Here is a 13,830-nt window from a genome sequence, read left to right as displayed (position 1 = left end):
GCAACAGTACCACCTAGCGCCAGTTGCATTAAGCGGCGACGAAATAAATCGGCCTCACTCATATTACCCCCTTCGTGAAAAATAAAAATTTATTCTTCTAATAAAGGGAAGTAAACACTAAAATTACATAAAAAAATATTTTTTAGCATTAAAATGCTAAAATAAAGGAGGGGTATGGATGTATCCCCCTCCTCGAAGAATTATCTGCTGATAGAAATCTACTTTTAAAGTGTAATATTGCGTCCCTGTTCACCAGCAATTTCAATAATATATTGCCATGCCATACGACCAGATAGGCCGCTTCTGGAACGCACCCATGACAGGGCGTGATTTTCATCCAGTTTCAAATTAAAACGGACGGCATATCCTCTTATCATTTCGAGGTAATTGATCTGGTCACAAACGTGAAAACCCAAGTTAAGGCCGAAACGATCAGCCAAAGCCAATTGGTCATCAAGACTGTCACGGGTAAAGGATTCGGCGGTATCCTGAACTTGGCGGGCAATGATGTGCCGACGGTTGGCGGTAACATAAAGCCGTGCGTTATCAGGACGGGCTTCTGCCCCACCTTCTAAAAGTGAACGTAAAATTCTAGGGGCTGAACTCCCTTCTTCAAAGCCGAGATCATCAACGAATAGAACAAAACTACGCGGTTGATCGGCAATATAGCCGAATAATTCTGGCAGTGTGTCCACTCTTTCGCCAGCGACCTCGATTAAGGCCAAGTCAGCGCCTTCCTTTTGCAATTCACCCACAACGGATTTGCATAAGGCTGATTTTCCGCTGCCTCTAGCTCCCCACAATAAAACATCGTGGGCGGACAGGTTATTGGCTAGCCTTGCGGTATTATCCAATAAGGCTTTTTTCTGGCTATCGATTCCGGTCAAGCAATCAAGCGGAAAAGGTTTAAAAGAGCGCGCCGCGATTAAATTTTGACCGCGCCAAATATAGGCCGGTGAAGCGATCGGATCAGCCCAAACGGCTGGAGGTGGTGCAAGACGTTCCAAGGCATCCGCAATTCGTTTCAGGTTATTATCATCAGCAGAAAGCATTTGAGTTTATTCCCAATTTTTTAAAAATATCGAAGCCATCCCTATTCACCATAGGGTCGCGATTATGCGCAAAATCTATCGTCCCGGAGGCGCCAAACGGATGAGCTTTCCGCCTTTGTTATCATCATATAAAACCCACAAAGCACCATCGGAACCTTGAGCAACATCACGAACAGGATGCCCCATTGGCCAGCGATCCGCTTCACGGACTTTCTCGCCTTTTATCTCCATTCGGACGAGCATTTGACTGGCCAAACCACCGATAAAGGCATTGCCTTTCCATTCGGGAAACAAATTTCCTGTATAGAAAAGTAAGGATGATGGCACGAGACTAGTGCTCCAACTCCATTTCGGCTTTGTAAATTCGGGATGGGTGGGCGTGGTAGCGGTAGAAGAAGACGGTTCGGCCGCCGCCGCTACGATAGGCCAGCCGTAATTAGCCCCTTTTTGGATGAGGTTGAGTTTATCACCCCCATTTTGGCCAATTTCATTTTCCCACAATCGTCCATCGGGAGAAAAGGCCATGCCTAAAGGATTACGATGGCCTGAAGTCCATATCTGGGATTTGAGAAAACTGCTTCCGTTAAAAGGATTATCGGCAGGAATACGGCCGATGTCAGTAATTCTGACAATCTTTCCAAGATTGATACTCATATCTTGAGCAGCGGCAGGCTGTGATCTGTCCCCACTTGATATGAAAAGGCTTTTATCCGGTGCAAAGACCATTCTCGCACCGAAATTGACGTCACCTTCTGTTTTAGGCTCTTGCCTCCAGATAACGGACAAGCCAGCAAGACGCCCCCCGCCCTTGTTATCACAAACTAATTCAGCTCTGCCAATAACGGCGCCCATAGCTGATTTATCTTCACCTGATAGATCATCTACGCTTTCACCATTCCGAAGCGCCGCTTTTTCCTTCAGGAGCTTTTCGGATTCTGTCCAGCTGAGATAGATAAGGTGGTTCTTTTCGAAATCGGGATGCGGGGCAATATCAAGCAAGCCGCCTTGGCCATTACTGACAACATCAGGTAGATTACGAATAACGCCGATTTTATTGTCAGGATGCCATAATTTAAGTTGTCCTGATTTTTCGGCAACCAACAGCGTGCCATCCGGTAAAAAGCTCATCGCCATAGGATGATTGAATTGGGCAATTTCATGAATAATAAAGGGGCGTCGATCAACAGGGGTTAATTGCCCCTGTAAAACGCTGGAAGAATCTCCGCTTTCATCGCGACCGGCTGCAAATTTTTCATCGACTACTTTGTGATATTTTTTGATCACATTGCAACCGCTTAATAAAAAAGCAGACAGGCATAACTGCCCCAACATAAAAGCAGCCTTACCGGATGTCCGTTTTTTAGAAAAATGACCTGACAAAAAGCCTTTCGAACGACAAAGCATGGCTATTCTTTCTTCAAATTACCCTGAAAGACACAATTTACAGGCGACATAGCAGAAATTCAGAATAGAAAGGGCGAAAATAATCCCCGATTAACGAATGATCCTTTCGCGATTAAAAAACACATCTTTTTTCCAACAAGGTAAAAGGTAAAAAGATCGTCGTAAAAACGGCAATATTCTTTATTCTCCTCTTGTAGAAATACCGCGCAATCTGTATATAATTCGTATCTCCTCGACATCGACGGTCTTTGTTGGGGCTAGTATCTGAATTGATACTGGCACGATAATCTGTGCGAACAGATATTGAAAAGACATCGGTTAAAACAACAAGCGAGAAAACGAGGCTCGCAAAACGTCCTGAAATCTTTTGATTTTATGACAGAACGGAACAAGCAAAGTTATGACTGATACGGCTCCGAAAGCCCCTGTTGTTGATATTCCAGCGATTACCGCCTTGGTCGAACCAGAGGTCAAAGCATTGGGTTTAGAGCTTGTCCGTATTGCGATGTTTGGTGGCAAAAGTGATCCGACCTTGCAGATCATGGCCGAACGCCCCGATACGCGACAGATCGGTCTTACTGAATGTGAAGCTTTGTCCCGTCGTCTTTCGGAAATATTCGACGAGCAGGATCCTATCGAAGATGCATATCGTCTTGAAGTCAGTTCCCCCGGTATTGATCGGCCTTTAACGCGCCGGAAAGATTATCAGGACTGGAAAGGCTTTTCTGCTCGTATCCGGTTATCAGCGCCGCTTGACGGCCGGAAACAATTTGACGGAGAAATTATCGGTATCGACGATGCTGATAATGTTATATTGGAATGTCCTAAAGTAGGGCAGAAAATTTTGCCGTTTTCAGCTATAGAACGGTCAAAATTATTATTGACTGATGCGCTCATCGCCGCCACCCAACCGCTAGACAGCGAAGGCGCCGACCAGATTGTAAGAGAAGGATGATCGATATGGCTAGTGCCATTTCTGCCAACAAGGCTGAGTTGCTTGCGATCGCCGATGCCGTGGCGCGTGAAAAGCTGATTGACCGTGCTATCGTTATCGAAGCGATGGAAGAAGCTATTCAGCGTGCAGCACGCGCCCGCTATGGTGCCGAAAATGACATTCGGGCAAAAATTGATCCGAAAACCGGTGACATGCGTCTGTGGCGTGTCGTTGAAGTAGTCGATCAGGTCGATGACTTTTTCAAACAGGTTTCTGTCGTCGACGCTCAAAAATTACAAAATGGTGCTGCGGTTGGGGATTTTATCGTCGATCCACTGCCTCCAATCGAATTTGGCCGCATTGCAGCACAGGCTGCTAAGCAGGTTATTTTCCAAAAAGTCCGTGATGCTGAACGTGAACGGCAATATGCCGAATTTAAAGATCGTATCGGTGAAATTATCACCGGTATTGTCAAGCGCATTGAATTTGGTCATGTTGTTGTTGATCTGGGTCGTGCAGAAGGCGCTTTACGTCGCGATCAGCAGATTCCGCGTGAAACTTTCCGTGTCGGTGATCGGGTTCGTTCCTTGATCATGAATGTCCGCCGTGAAAATCGTGGCCCCCAGATTTTGCTTTCGCGCTCTCATCCGAATTTCATGAAGAAGTTGTTTGCGCAAGAAGTACCAGAAATTTACGACGGTATTATTGAAATCAAAGCCTGCTCCCGTGATCCGGGCAGCCGCGCCAAAATTGCTGTTGTCAGTCAGGATAATACGATTGATCCGGTCGGTGCCTGCGTCGGTATGAAGGGGAGCCGCGTTCAGGCCGTGGTTCAGGAAGTTCAGGGCGAAAAGATCGACATTATTCCGTGGTCGGAAGATCTTGCAACCTTCGTTGTCAACTCCTTGCAACCAGCACAGGTCTCCCGCGTTGTTATTGATGAAGATGATAGCCGTATCGAAGCCGTTGTACCGGATGATCAGCTTTCATTGGCTATTGGTCGTCGCGGTCAGAATGTCCGCCTTGCCAGCCAGTTGACGGGTTCTGCTATCGATATTCTTACCGAAGCCGATGCTTCGGAACGGCGGCAGAAAGAATTTGTCGCCCATTCGGAATTATTCCAGCATGATCTTGATGTTGATGAAACCTTGGCACAATTGCTGGTAGCCGAAGGCTTTGGTAGCCTTGAAGAGGTTGCCTATGTTGATCAGGCTGAAATTTCCGCTATTGAAGGTATCGACGAAGAGCTTGCCTCTGAATTGCAGAACCGCGCCCGCGAAGCCTTGGAGCGCCGCGAAGCGGATGCCCGCGAAGAAAGACGCAAGCTTGGTGTTGAAGACGCACTGGCTGATTTACCCTATATGACAGAAGCAATGCTTTTGACCTTGGGAAAAGCTGGTATTAAGACGCTTGATGATCTAGGTGATCTTTCAACTGACGAACTTGTTCACAAAAAACGTCAGGATCAAAGACGCCGTCATTCGTCTGATAACAATGAAGAAGACGGTATTCTGGCTGAATATGGCCTCAGTCAGGAACAGGGGAATGAAATTATCATGGCAGCACGAGCCCATTGGTTCGATGACGCCGAAGATGAAACCCATTCCTCGGAAGACACTGAAACAAGGTCGGAGAAAGCCTAATAATGGTTTATGGAATAATTTTCCATTGCCCCAAGGCTCCTTTATGTAAAGGAGGCGCCTTGGCGTATGGAAGACAATGAAACCGTCAATGATGAACTGAAGACTGATTCGTCCCGCCGGTGTATTTTAACCGGTGGTAAGGACTCGCGCGATTATCTGATCCGACTTGCCCTTGCCCCAGACGGATCGGTGCACCCTGATGTTCGGGCTCGTGCGCCCGGACGCGGGGCGTGGATCAGTGTTGATCATACGGCACTTAGTCGGGCAATTACCAAAGGCAAATTGAAGGCGGTATTACAACGCGCCTTCAAAACCTCTGATATCACTATTTCTTCTGATCTCCCTGTCCGTATAGAAAATGCGCTTCAACAGCAGCTGTTAAACCAGCTCGGCATAGAGGCGCGTTCCGGACGATTGCTAACCGGTTTTGAACGTATCATAGATAGTTGTCGAAATGGGCAAGCTGCCCTTTTGCTTCATGCCTCGGATGCGGCATCGGATGGTTGCAAAAAACTGGATCACGCTTTTCAAAGCGGAAAAAATAGAAATGCTGAAAGACAAGACTTCCAGTCTGTAAAAGGTTGGGTTTTGCCTGTCGACCGCATGATTTTGTCATTGGCCGTTGGACGCGGAAATGTGGTACATATTGCATTAACTGCACCAACAACAGCTGACCGTATCAAGAAATCCTTGATGCGGTGGTGCCGATTTATAGGTTGGAACTGGGATACCGATATTTGCATCGACGAGAATGCAGATACGATGGCTATCGCTGGAAATAATGTGAAGGGTTCGGATTAACAGATGAGCGATAACGACAAGCCGAAGCTCGGGATGCGGGCGCCGCTGGGAATAAAACGCACAGTAGAGACCAGCAAGGTGAAGCAGAGCTTCAGCCATGGCCGTTCAAATACCGTGATTGTAGAAACCAAAAGAAGACGGGTTATCAATAAACCGGGCAGTGGTGACGCAGCAACGGCTGCTGAAACGGCCAAAAAACAGGCTGCACCGGTAGAAAATACCCCAAATAAGGATACAGCTGTTACTCAAACTGCTACTAAGAATGAAACCGTGGCAACGCCTGCGGCTGCTCCGGCGCCAGCTGCTGCACCCAAACCGGTTGCACCAGAAGCGACAGCCCAAGAGGTAAGCAAAGCGGCACCTGCCGCAGCACAGCCTGTAGCTGAAGAAGAAGCGGCTGTTCCGGCAAGCGCAGAAGCCGCGAAACCCGCAGCCATAAAGGTTACGGATCGGGGTGCAAAGAAAGCGACCGAAAAGAATGGTGCGAATGCTTCCGGCAATCGTCCGTCGGGTAATCGTTCGCAGGATAATCGTGGTCGCCAAGGCGGTCGTGGCAGCCAGAATAAAAACCAGACGCGTTCGGGTGGTCAGCGTCAGCCACGGACATTGCCACATCGTGATCTCGCTTCGAGACAGGAATTACAGGCACGCCTTCTGCGTGAAGCAGAAGAAAGCCGTCTTCAGGCATTGGAAGAAGCCCGCCGCCGCGAAGATCGCCTGAAACAAGAAGCCGATCTTGAAGAACAGCGCCGGATCGAAGAAAAACGTCGTCTTGAAGCCGAAGCGAAAGTTGAAGCTGAAAAACAGGCCGCTCTGAAAGAAAAAGAGAAAGCCGAAGCAAAAGCGCGCGCTAAAGCTGAAAAAGAAGCCAAAGCGGTACAAGCCAAAACGGCAGGTGGTGCTGAAGGCGAAGAAAAAACGCGTCGTCCAGCAAAAGCCGCTGCACCTAAAGCCCGCGAAGAGCGGAGCGAATCGCCTCGTTCTCCTGCGCCGCGACGCTTTACACCGGTGTCACCGCCAAGGCGTGAAGCCCCCCGCCCTGCTATGCGTGATCGCAAGGGTGAAGATCGTCGCCAATCAGGTAAACTGACTGTTACCAAGGCTTTGTCGGGTGATGAAGGTGGTGCACGCGCACGTTCTTTGGCGGCTTTACGACGCGCCCGTGAAAAAGATAAACGCGCCAACCAAAACAGAGCCCAACAGGTTCGTCAGATACGTGACGTTGTCGTTCCAGAAGCGATTACGGTTCAAGAATTAGCCAACCGTATGGCTGAACGGGGTGCTGATCTGGTCAAAGCCTTGTTCAAAATGGGCGTGGCTGTAACGCTTACCCAGACGATCGATCAGGATACCGCAGAATTGTTGGTCACTGAATTTGGCCACAACATCAAACGCGTTTCTGAAAGTGATGTCGAAATCGATAGCTCGAGCGACGTCGATCCAGAAGAAACCCTGAAATCACGTCCTCCGGTCGTGACGATCATGGGGCATGTTGACCATGGTAAGACCTCCTTGCTCGATGCTTTGCGTGGCAGCGATGTGGTTCGTGGTGAAGCCGGTGGTATTACCCAGCATATTGGCGCTTATCAGGTGGAATCACCTTCAGGCCAGAAAATCACTTTGCTTGATACGCCCGGTCATGAAGCCTTCAGTGAAATGCGTGCACGTGGTGCCAATGTTACCGACATTGTTATCATTGTTGTTGCGGCAGATGATGGTTTAAGACCGCAGACGGTTGAAGCCATTGACCATGCTCGCGCAGCAGATGTTCCGATTATCATTGCCATCAACAAGATGGATAAGCCAGAAGCCAATCCCCAGCGCATTCGTGAAGCCTTGCTGCAATATAACGTGCAGGTCGAAGCCATGGGCGGTGACGTGCAGGATGTCGAAATTTCTGCAGCGAAAAAGACCGGTCTTGATGAATTGATCGAAAAGATCTTGCTTCAGGCAGAAATGCTTGAGCTTAAGGCCAATCCGGATCGTGCAGCAGAAGGCACCGTCGTCGAAGCCAAACTGGATCGCGGTCGTGGACCGGTTGCAACCATTCTGGTTCGTCGCGGCACCTTGAAGGTTGGCGATATCTTTGTGGTCGGTGAATTCAGTGGCCGCGTAAGAGCGATGACCGATGCCCAAGGAAAGAACCAGAAAGAAGCTGGCCCATCTATGCCGGTCGAAGTTCTTGGTCTTTCAGGCGTTCCGCAGGCAGGTGATACCCTTACGGTTGTTGAAAGCGAAGCGCGTGCCCGCGAAGTTGCGGCTTATCGTGCTGAAATCGCCCTTCGTAAACGGACGACAGCGCAGCCAGCTAGCCTTGAATCCATGTTCTCGGCATTGAAGGACAAGCAGGCTGTTGAATATCCTCTGCTTATCAAAGCGGATACGCAGGGTTCAGTCGAAGCGATTGCTGGTGCTCTTAATAAAATTTCGAATGAGGATATCCGCGTTCGTATTTTACATCAGGGCGTTGGTGGTATCACTGAAAGCGATGTCTCCTTGGCAGCGGCTTCTGGTGCACCGATTATCGGCTTCCATGTTCGTCCGAACAGCAAAGCGCGTGATATTGCCCGTCGCGATGGCGTAGCATTGAAATTTTACGATGTGATCTATGATCTGATCGATGAAATCAAAGCCGCTATGGCTGGCAAACTTGGCCCCGAATATTTTGAAACCGTGGTCGGTAAAGCTGAAATTCGCGAGGTCTTCTCCGCCGGCAAACATGGTCGCGCCGCCGGTCTGTTGGTTCTTGAAGGCTATATCCGTCAGAAATTGCGGGCACGTGTGCTGCGTAATGACATTATTATTTATAACGGTTCAATCGCATCGCTGCGTCGCTTTAAAGACGATGTTCCCGAAGTTCGGGCTGGCCTCGAATGCGGTATCACGCTGGAAGGATCAACTGACATCAAAGCGGGTGATATTGTCGAAACCTTTGAAGTTGAAGAACGGGCACGCACCCTTTAATTTTTCAACTGAGTATCTATTTTGCGGTCAGGGTCATCGACCTTGGCCGCAATTCTTTTTCATGCCGATTTCTTTTTAAAGTCTGCTTTCATCAGCCCTTAAAAAGATACCGTATTTTATATTTTGTTTTTTAAGGTCAGTAGCCCATGCGTCGCAATCAAACGCCAGAAGGTCACTCCATCCGCCCGTTACGTGTCGGCGAACAAATCCGCCATGTCTTAGCTGAAATGCTGATGAGAGGGGAAATCCATGGCGATACATTAGACAATTTATTTGTCTCTATCAGCGAAGTCAGAATGACTCCTGATTTACGGATTGCCACCGTTTTCATCAAATCATTGGGTGGCGCGTCTGATGATACAGTCATCGGCGTTCTTTCAAAAAACGCCTCTTTTCTCCAAGCGGCTATCGCTAAAAAAATAAGGTTGAAATACGTACCTAAGCTCCGCTTTTTAGCCGATGAAAGCTTTGAACAGGGGAGCCGAATCGACTCACTGTTGCGCTCGCCTCATGTACAGCGTGATTTACAGGAAAATGACGATCAGGAAGACGACAGCGAAGATAGCCTTTAAGCGATCAAGCGGGTATTTCACGCATGGCTAAGTTGTATTTTTATTATGCCTCGATGAACGCTGGAAAATCGACTAATCTTCTGCAAGCGGACTTCAATTATCGTGAACGGGGGATGCGAACCTTATTGTTCACAGCCAAAATTGACACCCGCTATAAACAGGGTGTCATAAAATCACGCATTGGCTTGAAAGCGCCCGCTATTGCTTTTTCCGATGCGACCTCTCTCTGGGATGTTGTTCAAGAACGGCATACGAAAAATCCGCTGCATTGTATTTTGATAGATGAAGCGCAATTCTTGAACAAACAGCAGGTATTCGAACTGGCTCGCGTCTGTGACGACTTGAATATTCCGGTTTTATGTTACGGCCTTCGTACGGACTTTCAGGCCGAATTATTTGAAGGCTCGAAATATCTGCTGGCGATCGCGGATAAGTTGGCAGAAATCAAATCGGTCTGTTTTTGCGGTGCCAAGGCGACGATGAATTTACGCGTTGATAAAAATAAAAAGCCTATTCGTCATGGCCAACAAACAGAAATCGGAGGGAATGAGCGCTATATCGCGCTTTGCCGCCGCCATTTTATAGAAAAACTCAATAGCTTATGACCTTTACCCCCTCCCCTAGCGCGGCTTTACATGGCTGGATCATTCTCGACAAACAAGAAGGTTTGGGTTCAACCCAAGCCGTCTCTGCGGTGAAACGCGCTATCCGTATTGCAGGCTTACCTAAAGTAAAAGTCGGTCATGGTGGGACGTTAGACCCTCTTGCCTCTGGTGTGTTGCCGGTTGCTTTGGGAGAAGCCACAAAATTGGCGGGCTATGCGCTTAATTCTGACAAAATCTATGCCTTTACTATCGCCTTTGGGACAGAAACGGATAGCCTAGACAGAGAAGGCAACGTTACAGATCAATCCGACAAACGCCCGTCAAAGGAAGAAGTCGAATCTGTTCTATCTTGCTTCAGAGGCGAAATACATCAAATTCCGCCTGTCTATTCTGCGTTGAAAATCAATGGGAAACGCGCCTGTGACCGTGTTCGCGCTGGAGAGGACGTTACCGTCAAGGGACGCGATATTACTATCCATGAATTGACCTTAAGCGATTTTAGCCCTGATCAGGCGACTTTCATCGCCAAAGTTTCTAAAGGCACCTATATTAGAAGTCTTGCCCGTGACATTGCCCACAAACTGAATTGTTATGGTCATGTCAGCTATTTGCGCCGATTGAAATCGGGGCCATTTACGAGTGAACAGGCAATTTCACTGGACAAATTAATGGAAATGGCGCAAGCTGGAAAGCCGTATCAAATGCTTTTGCCTTTAACAGCAGGGCTGGACGACATCCCGGCTTTAGCAGTTTCCTCCGATCAGGCAAAAGCACTCCGTCAGGGGCAGAAGTTGATCGGAATTAACGCAGAATCCGGCTTGAATATGGCGATGGAATCACAAATTCCGGTTGCTCTTATTGAAGTCACTGGGCAGGAAGCCCGGGTTTTGCGCGGTTTCAATTTTTAAAATAGAAAGGACGACTGATGTCGATCACAGCAGAACGCAAAGAAGCGTTAATCAAAGAATATGCACGCGTCGAAGGCGATACGGGTTCTCCCGAAGTCCAGGTTGCTATTCTGACCGAACGGATTGTTAACCTGACCGAACATTTCAAAACCCACGCCAAGGATAACCATTCCCGTCGTGGTTTGCTCCGTTTGGTTAACAAGCGCCGTAGCCTGCTTGATTACGTCAAGAATAACGACAAAGACCGCTACAGCAGCCTTATCGCAAGACTGGGTCTTCGTAAGTAAAAGACGATGCGGCCTCCTTATCGGGAGGCCGTCTCGCATCCGGTTATCTCGCAATCCGGCGAATCCGGAAAAAGGCAGCTCTTGACATAGGGTCGGAGCCAGAAGGAAATTGAATGTTCGATATTAAACGCCAGGAAATCGATTGGGGCGGAAAAAAACTGACACTGGAAACCGGACAGGTTGCCCGTCAGGCAGATGGCGCCGTCATTGCGACCTTAGGTGAAACGGTCGTATTATGCGCGGTAACGGCAGCAAAAACGGTAAAAGAAGGTCAGGATTTCTTTCCTTTGACCGTCCATTATCAGGAAAAATATTCAGCAGCAGGCCGTATTCCCGGTGGCTTTTTTAAGCGTGAACGTGGCGCAACCGAACGGGAAACGCTGATTTCACGGTTAATCGACCGTCCAATCCGTCCTCTGTTTCCGGAAGGTTTCTATAACGAAACCTTGGTCATTGCGCAGGTCATGTCCTATGACGGCGAGAATGAACCGGATATCTTGGCGATGATCGCCGCTTCTGCGGCTCTTGCTCTTTCTGGTGTGCCTTTCTTGGGCCCGATTGGTGCTGCCCGTGTTGGTTATCAAGATGGCGAGTTCATTCTTAACCCGACCCTGGAACAGCTTGAAAAAAGTGACCTTGATCTGGTTGTCGGTGCAACCCGTGACGCCGTGATGATGGTTGAATCGGAAGCAAATGAGCTTCCCGAAGAAGTCATGCTCAATGCCGTTTCTTTTGCGCATGAATCTTTACAGCCGGTTATCAAAGCCATCATCAATCTGGCAGAACAGGCCGCTAAAGAGCCTTGGGAACTAGTCAGCTATGATGACAGCGCCTTGGCTGCTAAAGTCGAAGAACTCTGCTACGACAATTTCGATAAGGCCTATCGTCTGACTCGCAAGGCTGAACGTGTTGAAGCCTTGAGCAAGGCCAAGGCAGTTCTTGACGAAGCCTTCCCAGAAGCCGATCCGACAGAAAAGCTGCGCATCCAGAAGCTGGCAAAGAAGCTGGAAGCAAAAATCGTCCGCACCGCCATTCTGAAAGAAGGCCGGAGAATTGACGGACGCGACCTGAAAACAGTTCGCCCGATCCGCTCTCAGGTTGGATTTTTGCCCCGCACGCATGGTTCCGCCCTGTTTACGCGTGGTGAAACACAGGCTTTGGTTTCAACTACCCTTGGAACGGCAGATGCCGAACAGATGATCGACGGTTTAACCGGCCTTCATTATGAACGCTTCATGCTGCATTACAACTTCCCGCCTTATTCGGTCGGTGAAGTTGGTCGTTTTGGTGCTCCCGGTCGCCGTGAAATCGGCCATGGTAAACTGGCATGGCGTGCGCTTCATCCGGTTTTGCCGAGCAAAGCTGATTTCCCTTATACCATCCGCGTTTTATCGGATATCACCGAATCCAATGGTTCCTCTTCCATGGCAACCGTTTGCGGTGGCTGCCTTGCCTTGATGGATGCCGGTGTTCCCTTAACGCGTCCGGTTTCCGGTATCGCCATGGGTCTTATTCTGGAAAAAGACGGCTTTGCTATTCTGTCCGATATCATGGGTGATGAAGATCACTTGGGTGACATGGACTTTAAAGTCGCCGGTACGGAAAAAGGTATTACTAGCCTCCAGATGGACATCAAGGTTGCTGGCATTACCGAAGAAATCATGCAGAAAGCTTTGGAACAGGCCAAAGGCGGCCGCGCCCATATTTTGGGTGAAATGTCCAAATCTTTGGGTGAAGTCCGCTCAGAAATTTCTAATTTGGCACCGCGCATTGAAACGATGAGCGTACCGAAAGACAAAATCCGTGATGTTATCGGAACGGGCGGAAAAGTTATCCGTGAAATCGTGGCGACCACAGGTGCTAAGGTCGATATCGAAGATGACGGCACGGTTCGTCTGTCTTCTTCCGATCCTGCCAATATTGAAGCAGCCCGTGAATGGATCAATGGTATTGTTGAAGAACCGGAAGTAGGCAAAATCTATAACGGTAAAGTCGTCAATATCGTTGATTTCGGTGCCTTCGTGAACTTCATGGGTGGCCGTGACGGCTTGGTACATGTTTCGGAAATCAAGAACGAACGTGTAAACAAGGTCAGCGATGTCCTGTCCGAAGGTCAGGAAGTCAAAGTCAAGGTTCTTGAAATTGACAATCGTGGCAAGGTTCGCCTGTCTATGCGTGTTGTCGATCAGGAAACTGGTGCAGAACTGGATGACAATCGTCCGCCACGTGATAACGCAGAACGTCGCGGAGGTGATCGTCCTCGTCGTGATCGGGGCCCTCGTCGGGAATCTGGCGATCGTCCGGAAAGACGTGACATGGAACCGGAATTTGCTCCGGCATTCCTGCGCAAAGATAGCTAATATCTTTCATATTTTGTATCGAAAAAGGAGGGTCTTTAAAGATCCTCCTTTTTTTTGCATAAAAAGAAGGCCATAGAACAAACAGTGATAAAGACAGTCTCGAACCGTCTTTTATAGGAAATACCAGAATATTGTATCTGGGGGAGGATGCATGGTCTTAATCCGGAATACCCCGGTCATGCACAGGATTTTAGAGCTTTTGCCTTTATGGCAAAATAAACCATGGCTCGGAAATATCTGCGCTTTGATTTTTGTAGGATGTGCCTTCCTTGTCCGTAGTATTATTGGGCATTTTTTACC

11 protein-coding genes are annotated in these 13,830 nt (G+C 48.5%); 9 read left to right on the top strand and 2 right to left on the bottom strand.

What is annotated here, in order from left to right:
- Positions 1 to 224: 224 nt before the first annotated feature.
- Both LDL18_RS04160 and LDL18_RS04155 read right to left on the bottom strand, forming a co-directional pair.
- Positions 225 to 1,052, bottom strand: coding sequence for an ATP-binding protein (locus tag LDL18_RS04160; RefSeq protein ID WP_296507121.1), 828 nt, complete (start codon positions 1,050 to 1,052; stop codon positions 225 to 227).
- Positions 1,053 to 1,127: 75 nt separating this feature from the next.
- Complete coding sequence (locus LDL18_RS04155; RefSeq protein ID WP_296507120.1) at positions 1,128 to 2,456, bottom strand: PQQ-dependent sugar dehydrogenase; 1,329 nt, start codon at positions 2,454 to 2,456, stop codon at positions 1,128 to 1,130.
- A 400-nt stretch (positions 2,457 to 2,856) separates the two neighbouring features.
- On the opposite strand from LDL18_RS04155, the gene rimP reads away from it, so the two are divergent.
- The 9 genes from rimP (at position 2,857) to pnp (ending at position 13,530) form a co-directional block, all read left to right on the top strand.
- Complete coding sequence (rimP, locus tag LDL18_RS04150) at positions 2,857 to 3,411, top strand: ribosome maturation protein RimP (protein WP_296507119.1); 555 nt, start codon at positions 2,857 to 2,859, stop codon at positions 3,409 to 3,411.
- A gap of 5 nt (positions 3,412 to 3,416) precedes the next feature.
- Entirely contained in the window at positions 3,417 to 5,033 is a 1,617-nt protein-coding gene (nusA, locus tag LDL18_RS04145; RefSeq protein ID WP_296507118.1) for a transcription termination factor NusA, read from the top strand.
- 66 nt (positions 5,034 to 5,099) lie between these two features.
- Entirely contained in the window at positions 5,100 to 5,834 is a 735-nt protein-coding gene (locus tag LDL18_RS04140) for a DUF448 domain-containing protein (protein WP_296507117.1), read from the top strand.
- Between the two features lie 3 nt (positions 5,835 to 5,837).
- Positions 5,838 to 8,798, top strand: coding sequence for a translation initiation factor IF-2 (gene infB, locus LDL18_RS04135; RefSeq protein ID WP_296507116.1), 2,961 nt, complete (start codon positions 5,838 to 5,840; stop codon positions 8,796 to 8,798).
- A gap of 146 nt (positions 8,799 to 8,944) precedes the next feature.
- Entirely contained in the window at positions 8,945 to 9,370 is a 426-nt protein-coding gene (gene rbfA, locus LDL18_RS04130; RefSeq protein ID WP_296507115.1) for a 30S ribosome-binding factor RbfA, read from the top strand.
- Between the two features lie 23 nt (positions 9,371 to 9,393).
- Positions 9,394 to 9,975, top strand: coding sequence for a thymidine kinase (locus LDL18_RS04125; protein WP_296507114.1), 582 nt, complete (start codon positions 9,394 to 9,396; stop codon positions 9,973 to 9,975).
- Entirely contained in the window at positions 9,972 to 10,883 is a 912-nt protein-coding gene (gene truB, locus LDL18_RS04120; protein ID WP_296507113.1) for a tRNA pseudouridine(55) synthase TruB, read from the top strand. The genes LDL18_RS04125 and truB overlap by 4 nt, the downstream gene beginning before the upstream one ends.
- A 17-nt stretch (positions 10,884 to 10,900) precedes the next feature.
- A complete protein-coding gene (gene rpsO, locus LDL18_RS04115) occupies positions 10,901 to 11,170 on the top strand; it encodes a 30S ribosomal protein S15 (RefSeq protein WP_011240456.1) in 270 nt (89 codons plus the stop codon).
- 113 nt (positions 11,171 to 11,283) lie between these two features.
- A complete protein-coding gene (pnp, locus tag LDL18_RS04110; protein ID WP_296507112.1) occupies positions 11,284 to 13,530 on the top strand; it encodes a polyribonucleotide nucleotidyltransferase in 2,247 nt (748 codons plus the stop codon).
- Positions 13,531 to 13,830: the final 300 nt, after the last annotated feature.

Source organism: Zymomonas sp. (assembly GCF_020216885.1).
In the GTDB taxonomy this organism is placed as follows: domain Bacteria; phylum Pseudomonadota; class Alphaproteobacteria; order Sphingomonadales; family Sphingomonadaceae; genus Zymomonas.
Note: the sequence above shows the minus strand (reverse complement) of the source record. Positions and strands in the feature narration are given on the sequence as shown.

Excerpts from the sequence above, each read along its gene's own strand:
- LDL18_RS04160 (WP_296507121.1), bottom strand. The coding sequence starts at position 1,052 with ATGCTTTCTGCTGATGATAATAACCTGAAACGAATTGCGGATGCCTTG.
- LDL18_RS04155 (WP_296507120.1), bottom strand. The coding sequence starts at position 2,456 with ATGCTTTGTCGTTCGAAAGGCTTTTTGTCAGGTCATTTTTCTAAAAAA.
- rimP (WP_296507119.1), top strand. The coding sequence starts at position 2,857 with ATGACTGATACGGCTCCGAAAGCCCCTGTTGTTGATATTCCAGCGATT.
- nusA (WP_296507118.1), top strand. The coding sequence starts at position 3,417 with ATGGCTAGTGCCATTTCTGCCAACAAGGCTGAGTTGCTTGCGATCGCC.
- LDL18_RS04140 (WP_296507117.1), top strand. The coding sequence starts at position 5,100 with ATGGAAGACAATGAAACCGTCAATGATGAACTGAAGACTGATTCGTCC.
- infB (WP_296507116.1), top strand. The coding sequence starts at position 5,838 with ATGAGCGATAACGACAAGCCGAAGCTCGGGATGCGGGCGCCGCTGGGA.
- rbfA (WP_296507115.1), top strand. The coding sequence starts at position 8,945 with ATGCGTCGCAATCAAACGCCAGAAGGTCACTCCATCCGCCCGTTACGT.
- LDL18_RS04125 (WP_296507114.1), top strand. The coding sequence starts at position 9,394 with ATGGCTAAGTTGTATTTTTATTATGCCTCGATGAACGCTGGAAAATCG.
- truB (WP_296507113.1), top strand. The coding sequence starts at position 9,972 with ATGACCTTTACCCCCTCCCCTAGCGCGGCTTTACATGGCTGGATCATT.
- rpsO (WP_011240456.1), top strand. The coding sequence starts at position 10,901 with ATGTCGATCACAGCAGAACGCAAAGAAGCGTTAATCAAAGAATATGCA.
- pnp (WP_296507112.1), top strand. The coding sequence starts at position 11,284 with ATGTTCGATATTAAACGCCAGGAAATCGATTGGGGCGGAAAAAAACTG.